The 20027-nt window shown below is 53.4% G+C and carries 14 protein-coding genes; 2 read left to right on the forward strand and 12 right to left on the reverse strand.

Going from position 1 to position 20027, the window contains the following annotated elements:
• Positions 1-478: 478 nt before the first annotated feature.
• The 8 genes from JSY17_RS13465 to JSY17_RS13500 form a co-directional block, all read right to left on the reverse strand.
• Complete coding sequence (locus JSY17_RS13465) at positions 479-1510, reverse strand: glycine betaine ABC transporter substrate-binding protein (RefSeq protein WP_122369850.1); 1032 nt, start codon at positions 1508-1510, stop codon at positions 479-481.
• A gap of 10 nt (positions 1511-1520) precedes the next feature.
• Positions 1521-6899, reverse strand: a complete 5379-nt coding sequence (locus JSY17_RS13470) for a type I polyketide synthase (RefSeq protein ID WP_206401921.1) — start codon at positions 6897-6899, stop codon at positions 1521-1523.
• A 42-nt stretch (positions 6900-6941) separates the two neighbouring features.
• Positions 6942-9971: an AMP-binding protein gene (locus tag JSY17_RS13475; protein ID WP_206401923.1), complete on the reverse strand. Its 3030-nt coding sequence runs from the start codon at positions 9969-9971 to the stop codon at positions 6942-6944.
• 137 nt (positions 9972-10108) lie between these two features.
• Positions 10109-10969: a DMT family transporter gene (locus JSY17_RS13480; protein WP_122369856.1), complete on the reverse strand. Its 861-nt coding sequence runs from the start codon at positions 10967-10969 to the stop codon at positions 10109-10111.
• A 22-nt stretch (positions 10970-10991) separates the two neighbouring features.
• Entirely contained in the window at positions 10992-11306 is a 315-nt protein-coding gene (locus JSY17_RS13485; protein ID WP_122369858.1) for an ArsR/SmtB family transcription factor, read from the reverse strand.
• Between the two features lie 597 nt (positions 11307-11903).
• On the reverse strand, positions 11904-13247 hold the full coding sequence (locus tag JSY17_RS13490; protein WP_117181984.1) for an MFS transporter: 1344 nt from the start codon (positions 13245-13247) through the stop codon (positions 11904-11906).
• A 74-nt stretch (positions 13248-13321) separates the two neighbouring features.
• Entirely contained in the window at positions 13322-14710 is a 1389-nt protein-coding gene (locus JSY17_RS13495; protein WP_206401925.1) for a four-carbon acid sugar kinase family protein, read from the reverse strand.
• A gap of 3 nt (positions 14711-14713) precedes the next feature.
• Entirely contained in the window at positions 14714-15991 is a 1278-nt protein-coding gene (locus JSY17_RS13500) for a ribulose-bisphosphate carboxylase large subunit family protein (protein ID WP_200998797.1), read from the reverse strand.
• A gap of 189 nt (positions 15992-16180) precedes the next feature.
• On the opposite strand from JSY17_RS13500, the gene JSY17_RS13505 reads away from it, so the two are divergent.
• Positions 16181-17059: a LysR substrate-binding domain-containing protein gene (locus JSY17_RS13505; protein WP_122369867.1), complete on the forward strand. Its 879-nt coding sequence runs from the start codon at positions 16181-16183 to the stop codon at positions 17057-17059.
• Between the two features lie 35 nt (positions 17060-17094).
• Here JSY17_RS13505 and JSY17_RS13510 read toward each other — a convergent pair whose 3' ends face one another.
• From JSY17_RS13510 to JSY17_RS25695, 3 genes are all read right to left on the reverse strand, one after another.
• Positions 17095-17862 carry an SDR family NAD(P)-dependent oxidoreductase gene (locus JSY17_RS13510; RefSeq protein WP_117184825.1) on the reverse strand — a complete coding sequence of 256 codons (768 nt, stop codon included), beginning with the start codon at positions 17860-17862 and terminating at the stop codon, positions 17095-17097.
• Positions 17863-18065: 203 nt separating this feature from the next.
• Entirely contained in the window at positions 18066-18389 is a 324-nt protein-coding gene (locus JSY17_RS13515) for a helix-turn-helix domain-containing protein (RefSeq protein ID WP_232849447.1), read from the reverse strand.
• A 336-nt stretch (positions 18390-18725) separates the two neighbouring features.
• Entirely contained in the window at positions 18726-19109 is a 384-nt protein-coding gene (locus JSY17_RS25695) for a hypothetical protein (protein ID WP_232849448.1), read from the reverse strand.
• Positions 19110-19245: 136 nt separating this feature from the next.
• On the opposite strand from JSY17_RS25695, the gene JSY17_RS13525 reads away from it, so the two are divergent.
• Positions 19246-19524, forward strand: a complete 279-nt coding sequence (locus tag JSY17_RS13525; protein WP_206401927.1) for a helix-turn-helix domain-containing protein — start codon at positions 19246-19248, stop codon at positions 19522-19524.
• A gap of 180 nt (positions 19525-19704) precedes the next feature.
• On the opposite strand, the gene JSY17_RS13530 is transcribed toward JSY17_RS13525, so the two are convergent.
• On the reverse strand, positions 19705-19917 hold the full coding sequence (locus tag JSY17_RS13530) for a hypothetical protein (protein ID WP_206401929.1): 213 nt from the start codon (positions 19915-19917) through the stop codon (positions 19705-19707).
• Positions 19918-20027: the final 110 nt, after the last annotated feature.

Below are 20027 nucleotides of genomic sequence, written 5' to 3' on the forward strand. Positions count from 1 at the left end.
TACAGCTACGGTGTGAGAAAGTGTTTCAAGGCTGGGCATCCGTGGAAAACATCAGTATCCTATCGCCACCATTCGGCACAGGCCGCCCAGAGCGCTCCGTGCCACACAAGGCGAACGACACGTTCGGTTTGTTACCTTTTCAGCGTCCCTTGCGGATGCACCTGTTGAAGGCGATTGCGGTTTACCAAAAATAAACCAAGACCGTCCCCGAGAAGCCGGCCACAAGCCGGCTTTTTATTGTCTGACGGAAAGTTAGTCAGCGATTCAGAGGCGTCTGTATCGAGCTGTAAGAGAGGGTTGGGGGGATCCGTGTGGTGCGCTTCGGAGGCTGGGTACTACGGCTGTCTCTGATAAGTCCTTTGATACTTGGCTAAAAAACGTGCCAGTATCACGCTCCCCACGAGAAGCCACTCAACAAACGTACCGGGTCCCCAATGACCCGGTACTGCTCGGAAGGTATTGGCATCGCCGTTGAATCTTATAGGGTCTGCGAAACCTTCTTGAACACCTCTTCTGGCACCCAGCCCTTCCAGTCAGCCGTATGGTTGCGCAAGTAATAAAGAGCCGCCTGCTCGGGGGTTTCCTTGTTGGCCACCATTCGTGTGGCCAACGCCCGGATGGTATCGGTGCCTACGAACATCGACTTCAGAAAAGGAATGACTGTCGGATTCTCTTTGGCGAACTTGGCCGATGTGTATTTATTGAGGGAAATATCTGTATACGCACATGCTTGCCGACTTCCAGTACCTTCCTTGAATTGAGCAAGACTTTCTTTGATCGCCTCCCAGCAGGCCTCGCTGTAAGCAGGCTCCTCAAGGCGTGTGAGAGCCAATTCCCCCATCAGAGGGCTGGGATCCCAGTAATAGGTCATGAAGGGTTGCCCCTTCCTGTAAGCGGAAGTAATAGCAGTATTGAGCTCAGACTCAGATTTGAGTTCAACTGGCGTGAAAGAGTCGTCGACTCCATACGTGGCCATTTTGATCAGGTTGATTTCCCGACACGCCCAACTACTGATGCAATTTAACCAGGTCGCCTTGCCCGACTCCGACGCCTGCTTGAATACCTCGGCATATTTGGGAAGATCTTCGACCCTTTTCAGATCAGGCGTAACAGGCTTTATTCCTCGCTTGGCATCACCTTTGATCATATAGGTAGGTACATAGAATGCCTGCGTAAGACGCTCATAAGTGGGGCCAAAATCGAGGATGGATTTCTTTGCCTTCTGATCCTCTACCCACTGGGGCATGAGTGAGGTAAACATTTCCATATTGATATCGATGTTGCCCGTTTCCATTGCTTTTTGCATTTGCGGGATATCAAGGCTCACCGACTCTACGTTCAGACCGTATCCATGCTTGAGGATGTACATGGCAATTTGGTTATCGATCTGGATATTCTCCCAGCCACCATCATAGAACCGGACGGTTCGGGCCTCGGGCGCTGCAAAAGCCAAGTGAGATGTCAGGCTTAATAAAAGGCATAGTGCAGTATGTACAAACATTGAAGGCATTTGAATACTCCTATTGATAGACGGTTTCTGCTGAATGTGTCATCCCTGCATGTGTAACGTCGGCAAGTGTTTCCACTACGATGTCGACAATCAGGTCACGCTGTCCCTCGACAAAGTAGTGATCCCCAGCGCAGAAGACAGACTTGAATGCATCGCTCGTATGCTCACGCCAACTGGTGATATGCACGCCAGTAGCATACGGGTCGATCCGCCCACCAATCGAAGTAATGGGCACGGCAAGACGCGGGTGTGTCTCGTACAAGTATGTGTTATTTATTTCATAGTCCGCTTTTATAATCGGAAGCATCAAGTCACGCATTTCAGCATCGTCGAACAGGGCTTGATTATTGGCAAAGTTCATTTCCTTGAGCATGGCAATAAGGTCTTCGTCATCATCCTTTGCCACGAGCTCGCTATCCGACTCATAGTTGAACTGCTGCACGTCGGAAGCGAATTGATGCTCATTGTAGAAGTGTGGTGCCCGACTCCCTGCAAGAATAAGATGGCGAGGATGCAGGTTGTGGGCACTGGTCAGACGCTGGGCTACCTCGAACGCCTGCACACCGCCAAGACACAGACCGAAGAATGCAAACGGCCGATCCAGATAAGGGAGCAAATCGGGAGTCAGGTTATTCACCAACTCTTCCATACTGGTGTATGACTTTTCTCTGAGACGAGCATTACGACCGGGTAATTGCAGCAGGCAAAGCTCGATATGATCTGGCAGTCGGTCCGCCCAGCCTTTAAATACTGCCGGCCCACCGCCGGCATAAGGGAAGCAGAACAAGCGAAGCCGGGCTTCTGGTCTAGGAACAGGAATAACCACACAGTCAGATGTCTGCACATCTTCCATGGTGGGAGAGCCAGTCTTATTGACGTCGCTTGAATTGCCCGAGCGAGTCTTTTCAATGTGATCAAGTACAAAGTCACCAATATCATTGAGCGTCGCACCAACGATAAGACTGTCCAGAGGAAAGTTGATACCCAGCACTTTCAGACTGTTGCGAAATTCAACAGTCATCAATGAGTCAAACCCCATCAAAGTAAGCGACTTGTCCACTGGACTTGCGCAGGCATCAAGACCACCCGCCACGCGTGCCGCAACGGACCTCAGCTTATCCATGATGAACGCCTGTGCCTGCTCGCCATCTACCAACATCACAGCCTCCAGAAAAGGCACGGCGTCCTTCTCCACCATCGCCGTCTCCGTTGAGTGCTGGGTATTGACAAGTGAGAGATATGGCCAATCTCCAGGCTGTAAATGTGCCTTGTAGGGCGACCAGTCGATCGGTGCCAGTCCCATGACACCTTGTGCATGCAAGTTATCCCACAACTTGCGCAAACCGACTTTCGCGGGAATATAATTGACACCCAATGCTGAAAGGCGCTTTTTGAAAACAGTATCGACCCTACTGGCCATGCCTTCGGACGACCATGGTCCCCACGCAATGCTTAATCCAGGTAATCCGGCATTGACGCGGTTTTCCATAATCGCGTCCATTGCACTATTGGCAGCAACATAATTCGCCTGCCCCTTGAATCCCAGCGAAGCGCTGATTGACGAGAAGCCGATGAAGAAGTCCAGCGCATGGTCGCGAGTGACATGGTCCAGCACGCGGGTGCCCTGCAGTTTCGGTAACAAAACATTTTTCAGGGAAGATGCACTCAGTTTCGACAGAACAGCGTCCTCCACTGTTCCCGCCAACTGCATTACACCTCGCAATGGCCATTTCAGAGCACCGATGCAAGACGTCAGAGATTCAATGGCCTCACTGGATGAAATGTCCAAAGGCAGATAGTTGATATCCACCCCCTGGCTTTTGAATGCGCTCAACATCGTCGAGCCAGCAGTTTTCAGCGGTGTGCGCCCGACAACCACCAAATGACGAGCACCTTTTTCCACTAACCATGCAAGGACTTCCTGTCCAAGCCCACCCAATCCACCTGCGACCAGATAGGTCGCATCTGGATTTATCGATACGGACCTCGATTTTGCTGGCGACACCTCCATGAGTCTGGGCACATGGATGCCTGAATGGCGAATCGCGAATTGATCTTCCAATCCCTTCGCAAGAATCAATTGCGATACCAGAAGCAAGTCGGCACCGACATCTCCGGAGGTCAGCGGGAGGTCTATGAAACCACCCCAGCCAGTCGGCTCTTCCTGTGCGATCACTTTGGCGAGTCCCCAGAGCGTAGCCTGGGAAACGTGAATCGACGAAGGCGAGGAACGTACGTTGACGGCACCACGAGTCACGATCCAGAACTTGGCTGCATCCAGTCTGGGAGTAGCAGTCATTGCCTGCAGGGTGGCCACTGCGCTATAGAGCCCGGTACACAGGGATCCTGAGTCATTGTTATCTATCGAATGATCGTATACGGGTGACTGATCGCTGGCTCCGAGGTGAACGACGCCTCGAAGCGGGAGTTCCACAGAAACTGGTAATGATAGAAACACTTCATTGATATCTGAGGGAGAGTCGGATCTGATGTGCCAGATACGGGGTGAGATCTGTCGGCAATCGCTCGCAAATATAGCGTGGACCAAATGCTCGTCGCTGTTTGACAACCCTTTGTGAATACTCTTGACGAGTTCTTTGGTGCCACCAATAAACAACCAGACTCCAGGAGAGTGCTGGTCGTTACGGGTTGTAGGCGTCTTGAATGGATATTCCACCCAGTCCACAGCTGTAGCCCACTGAGGTTCTGCCGGGACACGAGGGCCAATCCAGTGATGTGAACGCTGGAACGGGTAGCCTGGGGTATTTATACGTGTCGAGGTAGCTCCCTCAAGAAGGGTCTGCCAATCAAGTTCGACCCCGGCCTCAAACAAACGCCCAGCACTACCGAGTATTTGCTCACGATCAGCGACCTTGCTGCTCAGACTCGCAATCCAGGTGGTCTGGTCGGCGTCGTCATGCTTCAGACAGGCCGCTCCAATTGTCGAAAGCACAGCTTTGGGTCCGATTTCCAGAAAAGTCCTGCCGCCTTTTCTGAATGCACTTTGGATGCAATCCATGAAGCGTACAGGCTGACGAACATGATCCAGCCAGTACTCTGAAGTCAGCAGACGCTCTGTCGCCATCTCCCCACTGACATTGCTGACTAGTGAATAGCGGGGCGTCGACATACTGATACCTTCCAGTACGGAAGCAAAAGGTACCAGCATCGGCTCCATCAATTCGGAATGAAACGCATGGGAAACATTGAGCCGTATGTACTTGACTCCCATGCCATCGAGCACGGCGTAAAGTTTGTCCAATTCACTCAGAGCACCGGAAACCACCAGATTGCTCGGTGCATTAATGGCCGCAATACTCAAATCAATCGCATGCTGGGCCAGCAACGTCTTTGTCTCATCATGCGTCAGAGTGATAGCAGACATTCCACCATCTTGAGGAAGAGCCTGCATGAGACGCCCCCGCTCGGCAACCAGCCTCATACCATCTTCCAGACTGAACACACCTCCCACACAAGCCGCCGCAAATTCTCCAAGACTGTGCCCCAGGAGAATATCGGGCACGACACCAAAGCTCAGCCATACCTGTGCAAGGGAATACTCCAATGCAAACAATGCAGGTTGTGCGTAGCGTGTCTGATCTATAAGCCTGGAGTCGTCACCGGGAGCAGGAAAAAGGATCGAGAGCAGGGACACTCCCATGCAGGTTTGCCCGATAGCGTTACAGCGATCAATGGATGCCCGGAAGACTTCGTTGTGCTGGTACAGGTTTTTTCCCATGTCAGGAAACTGCGCACCCTGCCCTGTGAATACAAATACCAGTTCAGCCTCACTGGCAGGGTCAACCCAATGAATATCCTTGTCTTCCTGGCGGAGTTTTGTAAGAAGGGATTCCGCTTGGCCAGCCGACACGGCGTATCGATAGGGGAACTCTGCCCGCCCGACACGAGCGCTATAACACATGTCGCGCAACGATAACGCCGAAGAGTGCTCCAGCATTCCCCGGTACTGATTGATGAGTTCTGTCAGGGCATTTCGATCTTTTGCACAAAGAGCCAGAAGACGGGGTGCGTCGATCTCGTCCGGAGAAGCAGCCGACGTCTGAGGGGCCTCCTCAAGAATGACATGAGCGTTCGTTCCCCCGACCCCGAATGAACTGACACCTGCCCGACGAGGTGAATCAGAGGATTGCCACGGAAGCGTATGAGCACTGATAGAAAATGGACTGCCATCAAAATGGATGTTTTTATTGGGATTGGTAAAGTGCAGTGTTGCGGGAATTGTCCGGTGCTTGAGCGCCAATACGGTCTTGATAAAACCGGCGACGCCAGCGGCAGCGATGAGATGGCCAATATTGGTTTTTACCGCACCCAGTACACAACTGTTTGTCCCTGCACCATGCTTAGTGAATACATCCGTCAGGGCTTTGAACTCAATCGGATCGCCCAAAGGCGTGCCTGTCCCATGGGTCTCCACGAAATCGATAGTCGCAGCGCTCACCTCCGCATTTTCCAGCGCCCACTCAATAACCTGAGACTGTCCTTGAGAACTGGGGGCCGCAAAGCTGACCTTCCTCGAACCATCGTTGTTGATGGCCGCCCCCTTGATTACCGCCTGAATGGAGTCGCCAGCTTCCAATGCGTCGGAAAGCCTCTTGAGAGTGACAAGCCCTGCTCCGCTACCAAAGATGGTGCCTTGTGCGGATGAGTCAAAGGCACGGCAATGCCCATCCGGTGACTGGATCATTCCTTCCTGATAAAGATAACCGACGGCATGGGGAACCAGCACGGTCACCCCCCCAGCCAATGCAACATCACACTCCCCCAGAAGCAGACTTTGGCAAGCCATGTGAATCGATACCAGCGAAGTCGAGCACGCCGTCTGGATGTTTAGACCAGGACCACGCAGCCCCAATTTATAAGCAATTCGTGTCGACAGATAATCCTTGTCGTTACCCAACAAGTTCATGAAACCGGCACTACTGTCCAGAAAGCCTGTTTCACTGACATCTTCATCGCCCATAACGTTATCGTGAAGATATCCATTGCTGCCTCCGCCAGCGAAAACACCGATATTCAATGCCTCGCGATCCTTGCTTAACCCTGCTGCATCCAATGCCTCCCAAGCACACTCAAGCAGCAATCGATGTTGGGGATCGGTAATCGCGGCCTCGCGCGCCGACATCTCGAAGAAATCGGCATCAAACCTATCGACATTCTTCAAACGAGCCGTTGCTGCTACATAGTCTTCTCTATTGGCACGTTCAGCCGGAACGCCAGCTTCCAGCAAGGATCCCAGCGAAACAGACTCAATGGACTCGTGTCCCGAGACCAGATTCTCCCAGAACTGCTCAATGGAATCGGCCCCCGGGAATCGGCAGGCCATTGAAATGACCGCAATTTCATTTCCGTGATATTTGACTTCGCTCATCCTGTTATCTCCCAAACTGATAGTGCCCTGGATACACGCCGCCTAAAGCTGCTTGAGGCGTTTACGAGCCGCAGATTGAATGGCGGCGCTCCTGCGTTTCACACTGGAGGGAGGGGGCGAATTCAGGGACGATGAGTCGTCCAATCCCCGCTTTTTGTTTATCAGACGCACCTGAGCATCAATGCTGCTTTCCTCGAACAACTCAGACACCTGAAGACTCAATCCAAAGACATCATTCAATCTTCTCGTCAGATTGACGATGAGCAGAGAAGAGCCTCCTTGCGCGAAGAAACTTTTCTCTGGGTGCACTGAAGAGGTCATCAGAATGTCGGACCATATCCGCGATATTCGCTGTTTGATCGAAAGTTGCGGATCGTCTGCCTGCAATGCCGAGGGTTGAGTCTGAGGCACCAGGCGCTCAAGAGCTGCGACATCCAGCTTGCCGTTGAATGTCAGTGGAAAACGATCCAGAAAAACAAAATGAGCGGGAATCATGTAAGAGGGAACATGGGTTCGAAGAGACTCCTTAAGTCTTTCGATAACATCTTGCAGAACGGCAATATCCCCGACTTCCCGAACGGGTGATTGCTCGACAGAAACACTATCGCTTGCAGGTCGAGGCTCAAAAGAGGGGTCCAGACTGTCGGGTGGTCCCACAAATATGTCCATCATTCCAGCAGGAAGACTATCGCTCCAGCGTATCCTGGCCTGTCGATGATGCCTTGAAGCCCACTGACGGATATATTCTGGATCGCAAGCGTCGCCGGAAATGACGGAAGAAGAACTTTCGGAAAGTTGAAGATCCAGACTGATACGGGCGTTTGGAACACCTGACAGCACAAATGCCGAAGGAGCCGATGCCAGCCATTGATCCAGCGACTGTTCACGGAGACGCTCATCCCGATACGAAAAGCGTGGAACGGGCTTTAACGTCATTCGTTCATCTGCATCCAGCCGTATGATGACGTCATAACGATAGCGCGTCATTTCATCGCTACCCTGCCCGCCCCGCAACTCCGTCTCTACGTTGACGACCCGCTCAAGCGTATATGCCAAATGCCTGATTTGCAGAGGGTCCAGCCACAACTCCCCTTCTCCAATCACAGGAAGTGCACGCTTCAACTTCTTGCGTGTCTGGCTCGTAGCAGCGGACAGAATATGTTTCAAAGAGGCACAGGGCACATCGCCGATTACAATAACACCGCCCTCTTTACAGCGTCCCGACGCTTTTTGAAGCACATCGACAAGATAGTCCCTGTCTGGAAAGTACTGAATGACCGAGTTCAGCAGCACGACATCGAAAGGTCCCTGCTCCAAAGCGTCAAGCTCATGAGCAGCCATCTTCACCACAGCACATGATGAACGGGGGCCTGTGATCGGATCGAGGCGTGATCGGGCGGACTCGACCGCCGCTTCAGAAGCATCGCAGCCCACATAATGGCGGATACCTCTTTCCAGCAACGTGGCTCCAGTCATCCCGATGCCACACCCTACATCCAGCACCGAATTATCTGAAAATGCCATGACACGGGACGCTGTCGCTTCAACCCATTCACGCAAGTCGCTATCCGGGATCAACTCACCAGTAAAGCTTGAGGTGTAACCACTTTCGGCGCTGGCGACTTCATTTTTTCTTGCCGATAGATAAGCGGCTTCCCATACGTCGAGCCAGACACTGCTATCCGCATCACCCTGTCCGGACACTTTGCCGTCCAGAACGATGCAGGCGGTCAATCTACGATCATCAGGGGCATGCTCGACAAGAGTGACGACCGATTGACTGACAAGGCCAGATTTATGAAGGGCAGACTCGACCTCGCCCGGCTCGATACGGTAACCGTTCAGTTTCAGTTGTCGGTCCTTTCTCCCCATGAAAATCAGAGAGCCATCGGACTGGCACCGTACCCGGTCGCCGGTAGAGTAGGCAGTTAAAATGCCGCTGCTTGAATCTGTTGTGTGGAATTTTTCCGCTGTCAGATCGTCACGATTGAAATAGCCAGCGCTGACCCCTGGGCCCTGGATCACAAGTTCGGGAGCTAGTGGATCGTCTGACGGATGCAACCGAAAGTGAGTTCCCGGCAATGGTTGACCGATGGGAACGCTTGTCGCTTCACCTGCAAAGTCACTGGCTTGCAGCCTGTGAAAGAAAGACCAGATCGTTGTTTCTGTCGGCCCATAGAGATTCCAGGCAGCCTGGGACAACTGGAAGATTTTTTCGCCAAGCTCAGTGGGTAATATTTCTCCTCCACATAAGGCACCCACGCAGCAGGTGCGCGGCCATCCGGCCTCGATCAAAAGCCGCCAAGTGGCAGGTGTAGCCTGAAACAAAGCCCTCTCACATTGATCAAGCAGCCTCGCAATCGATTGTCCGTCTCTGGCTTGCTGCTCACTGGCCAGATACAGCGTGCCACCGTGGGCAAGGGGCAGAAAAAACTCCAGGATAGAAATATCAAAACCGTAGGTCGTCGCGGATACAAGCGCCCCCCACGCAGAAAAATTGACCACCTCATTGATCGCAGATAAAAAATAAGCAAGGTTTTGCCTGCGAACCATCACGCCCTTAGGGATTCCGGTCGAGCCTGACGTGAACAATATGTAAGCAAGAGAAAGATCGTCGATAACCGGCTCAAAGGGCAGCCTGGTTTCACTCCAGTCGACACTCTCTATATTCAAAAACAACCCTACTGACCATCGGGAAAGATCGGCGGATTGGGATTTGATTACAGCATCAAGGCCAGCCAGCCTGGAGATCAGCTCATTACGCTGTAATGGTGAGTCTGGAGGGAGAGGAACAAAAATAGCCCCGATAGAAAGAACTGCTGTTAATGCAATAATCAGGTCGCCCCCCCTTGGCAAGCAGATCCCAACCTTGCTCCCTACACCAATCCCCTCATGGATAAGATGCCTGGTGAGTGCTTTTCTTCGACAGGAAAGCTCTGCGTAGGTAACCGGTTGCCCTTGATACATGATCGCTATCTTTTCAGGGCACTGATCTGCCCACATGTCGATCCGGGCGACAAGATCCAGTGAGGCGGACGAACAATCAACGTGGCGTTTTTTCGGCTGCATCATTCCAAGAACTCCTTCTACCGTGATCGGTACATAGAATTAAAATGGTTATGCATGCAGTGCTAAATGACGAGCTGGAACATTCAGCACAAGAACAATTAGCCTTCACTGAGTGAGGACAGTTGAACGGTAGATTCCACTTACTTATAACTGAGCAAGAAGACACCAACAAGAACAGCGCCTATTCCAAACTTTTGACCTACGGTTGTTATTTCCCGATAAATCGCAATAGCCAGCAACACCGTCACACCGGAGTATACAGAGCTGATAGGAGTAACCAGCGAGAGCTCTCCAACTTTTGAAGCAAAAATATAAAACACCCAACCGGCATTCACCAACAAGGAGTGAGAGAGAAAAATCAAGAAGCGACGCTGGGTGAGATCACCTTTTTCCAATTTTCCATTTCTGACCAGCGCCAATGAAGTGAAAAGAACAGCCTGGGTTAAAGCCGAATAAAAGAAGGCATTGGTCACATCAAGTGTTTTGGAAGAAAAACCAAGAATAAAAAAGGCCACCCCAAAACCAATCATTGCGAGGACAGCCTGAAGAAAACCTTGCGAACCGCCACGCAGTGAACGGAAGATATTGCCAGACGTCATGATAATGCCGATAAAAATAATAGAGACGGCAAACCATGCAATCGGAACCAAATGCTCCTGCAAGAAGATAATTGAAAATAGAATAGTAACCAGACTATAGGTAGAGGCAATGGGCGACACAAGTGTCAAGTTACCTATTTCACAACCGCGCATATAGCAGTAGTAACCCAACACATAGGCAGCCGAGCTACAGGTGATGATGAACACGGCGCCGCTATCAAACTTTAACTGCTGCGTAACGATCAGGTACGCCCCCAGAAAGGAGGCGACCGCGAAAGTAAATACGTTACGAACGAGCATTGTTTTTGCAGTGCCCAGCTGACGAATCATCAAGCTTTGAATAAAGTCTGACACCCCCCAGCACAGCATAACCATCAACCCGCCAAAAACACCGCCATCCATGCCGAATAAACTCCACTATTTTTCAGACCTGCTCTACCAGCCAAGCCTTGTATTCGTCGATTGCCGTTTCATCCCTTGAATAAAACGCCCATTTACCAATTTTCTTCGCGCGCAGAAAACCCGCTTGCCTGAGCAAGTCCAGATGCCTGCTTACCGTTGGCTGACTCATACCGAGCTTTTCAGTGATTAATGTGACGCACACGCCTATCAAGGCAGGATCACCAGTAATTTGATGACTAAAGTGCTCACGAGGATGCTTGAGCCATTGAAGGATCAGAATTCTAGGCTCTCCCGCCAACGCCTTGGACTGATCTATAAATTTATCCTGTGACCGCATCATATCCTCATATAGCTAAATGTCAATATGTAAATGCCAATGCAAGCGAACCGTTGGCTATAAGCTTATGCCTTTCACTCAGGATTTTGCGTACTACGCCCTAGGCTTGCCGAGTAAAAAATCGTCCGTGACCTGCTGTAACACAGCCAGCCCCCCTTTACAGAGACGATCGATGTAGATCAGAGACCTGCATTCACAATGAATCACCGGATACACAAGGATCGCAAAATCGGCATCCTGAGCCCGCCACGGAGCAAGCCCAAGCTTACATCCGTGCAACCAAAAACCACATAGTCAAGCGCCACTTTATGAGTCGTGATCAGGGCATACAGGTCTAAGGAATTCAAATGCGAGGTTGATTGCCGAAGGCTGCTAAGGCTTAAGGCTGCGCCAAAGGATGATTGAAAACCCTGGAAGGTTTATGCAGCAGTAACCTGATTGCCCATTCAATGCATGACGGTATCAGTTGCATGAGTGTTACACCTATCAGATGAACCACTAACAAACTGCTCGAGCGCTGAACCAATACATTTTGGCCCAACGCTAGAGAGCGCAAAATGCGACACACCAAAACCCAGCATGCCGCACCCACCACCCTCACTCATCCATGATGTCGATGTCTCGGGTTTCAGCCGACAGGTACACGCACAGGGCGGAAAACGCCGCTAGTGCGATGGTGAGCAAGGAGATGGCGTAAGGCGTGCCGTAATGGCTGAGCAGGAAAGCGCCCAGAATCGGGGCAGTGCCACCGCCCACGATTCCGCCCACGTTGGTGGCCATGGCAAATCCGGTAAACCGGGCGCCTGGCCCAAATGCTTCGCCGGTAAAGGACGGCACAGCGCCGTATACCAGGCCATAACCGGTCATGAACAGGCATGAGCCTGCGACCATGGGCAGAAACTCGCCGGTCGAGAACAGGTGCCAGAACGGGAACGCCGCCAGAGCGGTCACGGCAAAGCCGATCAGCATGGTCATGCGACGGCCGATCCGGTCTGCCAGCGCACCTGCAAATGGCACGACGACCAGGTGCGTGCAGATGGCGACCATCGCGACTGACAACACGAAGGCATTGGACAGTCCAAGTTCTCTCTGGCCGTAACTGAGGGCGAACACCGTGAACAGATAGAAGGTCGAGAAATGGCAGATGTTCGCGCCGGCAACCAGCAGCAGTTGTTTGGGGTAACGCGTAAACAGGCGCATGGCCGGCGACTGGCTCGGTTCAGGCGTCGCTGCACGTTTGGCGGCGGCTTTCTCGAATACCGGCGACTCTGCAACCTTGGACCGTACGAAAACGCCGACAATCAGCAAGGCAAGGCTGGCGATAAAGGGAATACGCCATCCCCACGAGTAGAAGTCTTCTTTCGGCAACAGGCTGCTGACGATCAGTAACAGGCCAGCCGAGGCGATGAAGCCGAACACCGGGCCGATATTATTGATTGCGGCATAGAACCCCCGTTTTCGTCTGGGCGCATGTTCAAGGAGCATTAACACCGCCCCGCTGTACTCGCCGGCAAACGCGAAGCCCTGGATGAAGCGCAGGACACACAGCATGATCGGTGCCCAGATGCCGATGCTGGCATACGTCGGCAACAGGCCGATGCCGACGGTACTGAGCCCCATGATGATCAGCGTGAGATAAAGCAGTTTCTTGCGACCGATCCGGTCGCCGAAGTGGCCCAGTACCAGCGATCCCAGCGGGCGGGCAACGAACGAGATGGCAAAAGACGCAAGCGACGCGAGGCGTGATACGGCGTCATCGGTGCCAGGGAAGAAAAGAGGGGCAAAGATCAGAGCCGCTGCGGTGCCGTAAAGGTAGAGGTCATAGGTTTCCAGCGCCGTACCGAAAAGGCTTCCGGCCACAACGTTCTTCATGGATTTTTTCTTGTTTTCGTCCACATGTTCATCATGTGTTTCGATAGAACTCGATAGAGAAGTTTGCATGTTTTCACCTGTTGTTATTGTAAATATGCAAGTGTCTTTCCTGGCTACGGATATGGGCGCGCATCAAGAGCGCGTCAGTTCCCTCTCAATGCTTTTACGAAATAGTCTTGATCGCCCATCTGTCCGCCTTTGAGGGCAACTTCCAGGTGAGTGAGATACGGTTTCTGTGAGCGCAATTGGCAGAGCGGTGCGCCGGGAGAAATATCGGATTTAATGACCAATGCATCCGGCGCGAGAATCTTGGTGATCTGGCTTGAGGTATCACCTCCCGAAATCACCAGCCGCTTGAGCGGATAGGCCTTGAGGATATCCAGCACGATGTAGCCCAGTTCGATGGCCAGTTGCTTACCACCGCGGATTCTCGCCTCGTCGTGAGGCAGGCCCTTGGCGATCATGGCTTCGATCATCTGCTCGATGCGAGGATCTTCGGGCCCTTTGGCGGTATGGATGAGCACCGAGCGTCCGGCATTCAAGTGCACGACTGCGGCACTGACCACTTCGCGCAGGGTGGTGCTTCTCTGCGAGTCAACGATCAACGCAGCGGCATCGACCGCCAGCTCAACGAATCCATGGCTGATCGCCGTGTCGATCTGCGCGCGGCTCAAAGGCGATGCACTGCCGGAAATGACCAGTACCTGCTCGACCGGCTGCAAGGGCGTGACGTGCGACTGGGCAGCGTCAATCAAGCCTGTCGCACGCCAATGTTGCGTCAACCCATACTCGACACCTGAAGAGCCGACCACGAAAACCGGAGCGCCACTGCCAGATATTTCGCTCAGCACCTGCCCGGCGGTGGTCATGTGAGCGTTAGTGGTGCCGTCGAACAGCACGGCATCGTGACGAGTGGCTGCCTCGCAGGCCAGGCGTGTTACCTCGGCGGGATCTTCCAGTTGGCGGATATCGATCTTGGCGATGGAGAGCTTTTTCTGCTGGCCGATGTGAATGCTCAGGTCAGCTTCATGCATCGGTGTGATCGGGTGCGCACGCATGACCGGATGACGGTCGATTCGATGAACCGTATGGTCGGTTTTGGACAGCGCATACAAGTTGCCAAACACACAGTAGCGCCCCAATACCGGGTTACCGGCGATGATCGGAATGCCTTTAGCCTCGAAAATGCGTGAAGCCAGAGCGATAACGTGGCCGATGCTGCCGACGCTGGCCGCGCTGTCGAACGTGGAGCACACCTTGTAGTGCACGAGCGAGGGTGACAGGTCTTTTATCGCCTGGAAGATCTCAGGCAGCACCTCATCCATTTCGCTGCCGGACAATGCACGGCTATCGCCAGCAATGCCAATGGCGTCGAAGCCGCCCATTTCGGCGAGCAGCGCTGGCGATGGCGGCGTCAGGAACAGCGCGCACTTGAGCCCGGCAGCCGTAAGCACCTCAAGAGCATCCGTGGAGCCGGTGAAGTCATCCCCATAGAACACGAGATGAGGCCCGGGCGTGGTAGAGGGCAGCATGGCTTACACTCTCCCGAACTTTTGCAAGGCGGCCGCCAACGCGGGCCGACCTTCGGCGTACTGCTGCAGGGCAACACCCTGGGTCGCCGCTTCCCAGCCTTCGCGCATACTTTGTACGCCAGCCTCGATGCCCATGGGGTGGCCAATAATGCCGCCTCCCGCCAAGTGCATCAGATCGACGGACTTCAACTTGTTGAACAGCTCCGGAGCCTGTGCGGCCCACTGGCCGGAGGAAAACACCGGAAGCAGCGGCCGGATGCCGGAGAACGGTTGCAGACAGCTCAGCGCTGAGGCGATCACCGAATCATCCGGCTCCCAGAACTTGCTCTGAATGCCGTTGACGTGAAGGTGATCGATACCGGCCAGGCGCCAGATCTTCTGATACACCTCGAACGAGAAACCCAGTTGAGGATTGCGGGTAAATGCGCCCCAGCCATTGCGATGACCATGGATCGGCAACTGGGCATGCTTGCGAACATGCTCGACGGCCGAATGGCCCACCCAGTTCAGGCAAAGCATCACACAGGTTCCGCCAGCCTTGAGCACGGCATCCTGGCGGCGGAGCATTTCGTCCACACTGCCCGAGATATTGATGGCGTACATCGGCATGCGCCCGAGACGATCCGCATGCTTGTGCAATACCGGCATGACCGCATTCAGACGGGCGTCGAACGAGGCATAGGTCGGATCGATCAGCAGTTCATCGTCCTTGAGAAAGTCGATGCCACCGGCGCAGAGTTCATCGGCCACTTTGGCGGTTTGCTCAGGCGTCAGACCGATGCTGGGCTTGATGATGGTGCCAATCACTGGCCGCTCATAAACACCGCACAGCGCCCGTGTGCCCTCGATACCGAACTGAGGGCCCTGGAAACCGGCAGCAAAGCGCTCGGGAAGCTCCAGGTCCAGAACCCGCAGGCCGCTGACCTCGCCAATTTCAAAAAGATTTCCGGCAATGGTGGTCAATAAAGCAGGGATATTGGTGCCGATATTGGCAACAGGAAAGGCAATCGTGACTTCGCCGCGATAGAACGTATCGCCGGGGTTATGCCGATCCAGATATGCACTGTGCAAAGACGCCGTGCTGACGGCAGGCAGCGATTTGATAGAGATTACCCGGGCCCGGGAACGCTCTTTCAACTCTTCTGATTCACCGGGTAGAGAGATGAAAGTTCCACTCGACTGCTCACCGGCAATAACTTCACCGACCCGCTCTATAGGGTAACTACTTTCGACAAAAAAACGGGCGACAAACTCTTCTCTTCCGGTTTTTTGATTATCCATAAACCTTGCCTCAATCTTATTTATTTTTGTAAGTCCGCTCGATTAACCCAGACTCTTTGATTCTCAATATACATTGACGGTGCTTTCATCCAATCGATATGATTTCCGCCGACTGTGAGAAAAACTCACGCTAGCCTGCTGAGAGAAACTCACTCCACCTTAAAGCCCTCCTCCAGCGAGGTCCCGCCGATGTCATCGCCTCCAAGACCGTCACTGAACGCCCTGAGAGCGTTTGAAATGACGGCGCGCAAAGGAACCTTCAGCGAAGCGGCCGATGCGCTCGCGGTCACCCATGGCGCTATCAGTCGGCACATTCGCAGTCTGGAAGACCTGTTGGGCGTGGTTTTGCTGACCCGCAATGCCCACGGCACGAAACTCACACCGGAGGGGGCCAGGCTGGCTGCCGGCCTGAGCCGTGCATTCGCCCTGATTCAGGAAAGCATCGACGAGATAAAGCCTCGCCCTCTGGAGCTCTCCTGTTCGGCTTCGATCATGATGCACTGGCTACTGCCCAGACTGGCCAAGTTGCACAGCCGCTTTCCGGCGATGGAACTGGGGTTGAAAACCGGCCATGGCCCGATCGACTTTATTCAGGAAGGCGTCAGCGTCGCGATACGCCTGGACAGCATCGAACCGCCTCCGGGCATCGTGCCTGTCCCACTGGTCAATGAATGGATCGGTGCCATTTGCTCGCCTGCGTATCTGGCCTCGTCCGGCGTGCATGAAGTCAGCGACTTGAGCCGAGAGCGATTGTTGACCACCAAAACCCGGCCGCACGCCTGGGCAGAGTGGTACTCCTCCATGCAGCACACGCCCACGGCAGCGCCTGAAATGGAGTTTTTCGAGCATTTTTACCTGCTGATCCAGGCAGCCAAGGTCGGATTAGGCTTCGCCTGCGTACCGAGAATGCTGGTCCAGGCCGAACTTGAGAGCGGTGCACTGGTAGCGCCATTCGACTTTATCAAAGGGCCGGGCAAGCTGGTCTTATGGGTATCGCCCAGCGCCAGACTGCGAGCCGACACAGCAGACCTTGAGAAATGGATTCGGGAAGAAATGGCAGATAGCTGAACGGGTGCACGAGCGCGCACCCGCGACAATGGCGTCTACAGATCGCCTGCGCCCCAGGCGAGGAAGCCACCGTCGACCGGCAAGACGATACCGTTGACGTAAGCCGAACCCTCGGACGCCAGATAGCTGACTGCCGCGGCAATCTCGCGAGTCGTGCCGTAGCGCTTCGCAGGAATGGCATTGCTGTAAGCCTGACGGAAAGTCTCGCTGTGCAGCTCTTTGGTCATCGGTGTATCAACCGGACCTGGAGCGATGGCATTGGCCGTAATGCCGTATTCGCTCAACTCAACCGCCATTTGCCGGGTCAAGGCAATCACCGCGCCCTTGGAAGTGCCATAGGCGGTTCGTCCCTTGCCGACTGCGCGCAAACCAGCCACGGAAGCGATGTTGATGATCCTGCCGAACTCATGTTTGCGCATGATGCGTGCAGCCAGTTGGCAGCACAAAAAGGTGCCGGTGACGTTGATGAGCATGGTCTTGTTGAAGACATCCAGATCGAAATCGAGAAACGCCATGGTCTTGGCGATGCCTGCCGAATTCACCAACACATCGCAGCGGCCAAACTCGCTGTCGATCCAGGCAAAGGCGTCGGAGACGGAAGCAGGAACACCGACATCGACCTGACAGGCGTCAGCGGGAAACCCCTGATCTCTGAGGCCTTTGGCAAAGCGCTCCGCCTCTTCGCCATTGATGTCACAAATGACCACATGATGACCGTCCTGCGCCAGCCCCAGTGCAGCCTCGGCACCAATGCCCATCGCGCCGCCTGTCACTACGGCCACTTTCTTACCTGCAGCTTTCATCGAAACCTCTCTCTTGTTCTATGCCAAAGGCTTGTCGGATCAGCAGAGACTAGAAATGCTCAAGCCATAGTGCAATCGATAAAAACTCCAGGCGCTGTCAGTAAAACTCACTCAAGGCAAGACGGACTGAGCTGCATTTAATTGGCGCGGGTTGCATATCGCCAAACATACTTGTTGCCAACTCCCCAGCGCACTAAGCAGATCTAATTTCCCATTCCCCCAACATACTGACTCCGCTTCACTCTCACGGGACAAAGCTCAAGACCAAACGGCTTGAACACCGCATTCATCGACTTGATCGTCTGATTACCTTCTTCATGCTCAATGTGCGCCAGGGTACGAATCGAGATTTTGCACATTTTGGCAAAGGTGCGCTGATCCAGCCTGGCCACCATTGTTCGGAGCATCACTACAGCCTGACCCATGGAAATTTCGCCATGTCCCAGCATGTTCTCAATGGAGCGAATGAGCTCTTCCCGTGTCATTGCGCTGAAGTCACGGCCACTCATGACTACATTTGAACTCATAGAACACCCCAGGCTTGTATCCGGTCTTTGAGCTTGAAAAGCAAGATGCTGGGGTGGCCCCAGATTGCCATCGCTAAATCTGGCTGCTGGATTTCAAGAAGGTGAAGAAACTGCTTGGCGTTCTCCCGACTCATACGCATCGAACACGTTCAAAAGAAACCGTCCGTTGAATCTCGAAAGGTGAGATGAAAAGAATCATGCCAGTAGCCTCATCGTGGTTTTGGGTAATGAGCTGTAAAGCGCTCATATGCATTAGATTGCAGAAATACAGGCCTTCAAGGCCGCATAAGTGCACGATATTGCAGATGCAGCAGTAATGGCTCCCCCACACCAGCTTTACTGATCGATTGAAACCTCATCAACCCCAAGCCTTCTGCGCCTTGCAACCAACGCCCGGCGAAACGAAATATCCGCATACTCCATAAACAACCGTGCCAGATGATTCAGCCCCTCCTCCTCGCCCTCGCTGCCCACGACAAAATCAAAACCCAGAGCACGCTTGTTCTGCTCAGGCAGTTCTTCCCAGCTGTTCATTAGATAGGCGTACATGGCGCTGACGACTTGTTGTCTGGTCATGGTTTCATGTGTGGGTCGGCTTGTAGATCTGAGTGAAATCCGTCGATCAGACAGCCGACGCTGCAGGGAGCGGCATTTTTTGCAGGAGATTTGCGAAGGTGAAATGCGGTACGCCCGGGAAATCTGTGTTTTTTTACGACTCATGAATAGCTCCGATCTGCACGCGACATTGCGTGCCCTCGTCCATTTAGAAATTCATTCGCCAAAACGAATGCTATAGCGTGTAGTGCCATAGCGTGCATTCAAGCGAAATCCCTTTCTTTTGTAAAGGGGCTGGGCGATGGAACTGAGCAAAGCAGTAGGCGCTGCGCTGAAAGAAGCCAGAGAATCCAAAGGCCTCACTCAAGAGGATTTCGTAGGTGTAAGCGGGCGCTCATATCTGTCTGAAATCGAGCGAGGTCTGAAAAGTCCGACGCTTGAGAAGCTAGATCAGCTCGCCACCAGAATCGGGATTCATCCTCTGGAGCTTTTGATCTCGTGTTATTCAATACAGGCATCAGTTAGCCAGCAGGAGATGCTGGATCTGTTGAGTAAGCGATTGCTGGAAGGCAGTAAGTAACTGCCATCTGGATGATGCGTAATCCGGGTCGGATACACACGATCTCTCATCTCGAAAACCGGAATGCCAAACACAGACTCGATGTGATTGTGTATCGAAGGTTTGAAGCCGATCCGGCTTCGCAGACAGGACCGCTGATAACAAGAGCAACCGCGCCCAAAGGCGCGGCTGCTTCCCCCCTTACTGCCAGTTCGCAGCAATCACGGCGTTCAACGAAGCCTGATAATTTTCCGACAGTTCTCCCGGCGCAGGAGGTGCGAAAGCCGCCATGGCTTGTACCATTTGGTCAACCTGACTGGCCATCAGGACCTTGCCATCCGCCGTGCGGAATTGCTCGATCTGCTGTGCATCCTCCCAAGTGCCTTCGCCCCAGAACGACCATTTTTCAGGCATAAACCTTACCAGCCGTCAGAAGTTCGACAGCGTGATACGGCTGTCATGGATTGCCCTGACACAGCTCGATGATGTTGAATCGCACGACATCGACCAGGAAGTCCCCCTCA

This window comes from Pseudomonas capsici (assembly GCF_017165765.1).
GTDB lineage: Bacteria > Pseudomonadota > Gammaproteobacteria > Pseudomonadales > Pseudomonadaceae > Aquipseudomonas > Aquipseudomonas capsici.

Coding starts and splice junctions, on each gene's coding strand:
- JSY17_RS13465 (WP_122369850.1), bottom strand. CDS start 1,510: ATGCCTTCAATGTTTGTACATACTGCACTATGCCTTTTATTAAGCCTG.
- JSY17_RS13470 (WP_206401921.1), bottom strand. CDS start 6,899: ATGAGCGAAGTCAAATATCACGGAAATGAAATTGCGGTCATTTCAATG.
- JSY17_RS13475 (WP_206401923.1), bottom strand. CDS start 9,971: ATGATGCAGCCGAAAAAACGCCACGTTGATTGTTCGTCCGCCTCACTG.
- JSY17_RS13480 (WP_122369856.1), bottom strand. CDS start 10,969: ATGGATGGCGGTGTTTTTGGCGGGTTGATGGTTATGCTGTGCTGGGGG.
- JSY17_RS13485 (WP_122369858.1), bottom strand. CDS start 11,306: ATGCGGTCACAGGATAAATTTATAGATCAGTCCAAGGCGTTGGCGGGA.
- JSY17_RS13490 (WP_117181984.1), bottom strand. CDS start 13,247: ATGCAAACTTCTCTATCGAGTTCTATCGAAACACATGATGAACATGTG.
- JSY17_RS13495 (WP_206401925.1), bottom strand. CDS start 14,710: ATGCTGCCCTCTACCACGCCCGGGCCTCATCTCGTGTTCTATGGGGAT.
- JSY17_RS13500 (WP_200998797.1), bottom strand. CDS start 15,991: ATGGATAATCAAAAAACCGGAAGAGAAGAGTTTGTCGCCCGTTTTTTT.
- JSY17_RS13505 (WP_122369867.1), top strand. CDS start 16,181: ATGTCATCGCCTCCAAGACCGTCACTGAACGCCCTGAGAGCGTTTGAA.
- JSY17_RS13510 (WP_117184825.1), bottom strand. CDS start 17,862: ATGAAAGCTGCAGGTAAGAAAGTGGCCGTAGTGACAGGCGGCGCGATG.
- JSY17_RS13515 (WP_232849447.1), bottom strand. CDS start 18,389: ATGAGTTCAAATGTAGTCATGAGTGGCCGTGACTTCAGCGCAATGACA.
- JSY17_RS25695 (WP_232849448.1), bottom strand. CDS start 19,109: ATGAGTCGTAAAAAAACACAGATTTCCCGGGCGTACCGCATTTCACCT.
- JSY17_RS13525 (WP_206401927.1), top strand. CDS start 19,246: ATGGAACTGAGCAAAGCAGTAGGCGCTGCGCTGAAAGAAGCCAGAGAA.
- JSY17_RS13530 (WP_206401929.1), bottom strand. CDS start 19,917: ATGCCTGAAAAATGGTCGTTCTGGGGCGAAGGCACTTGGGAGGATGCA.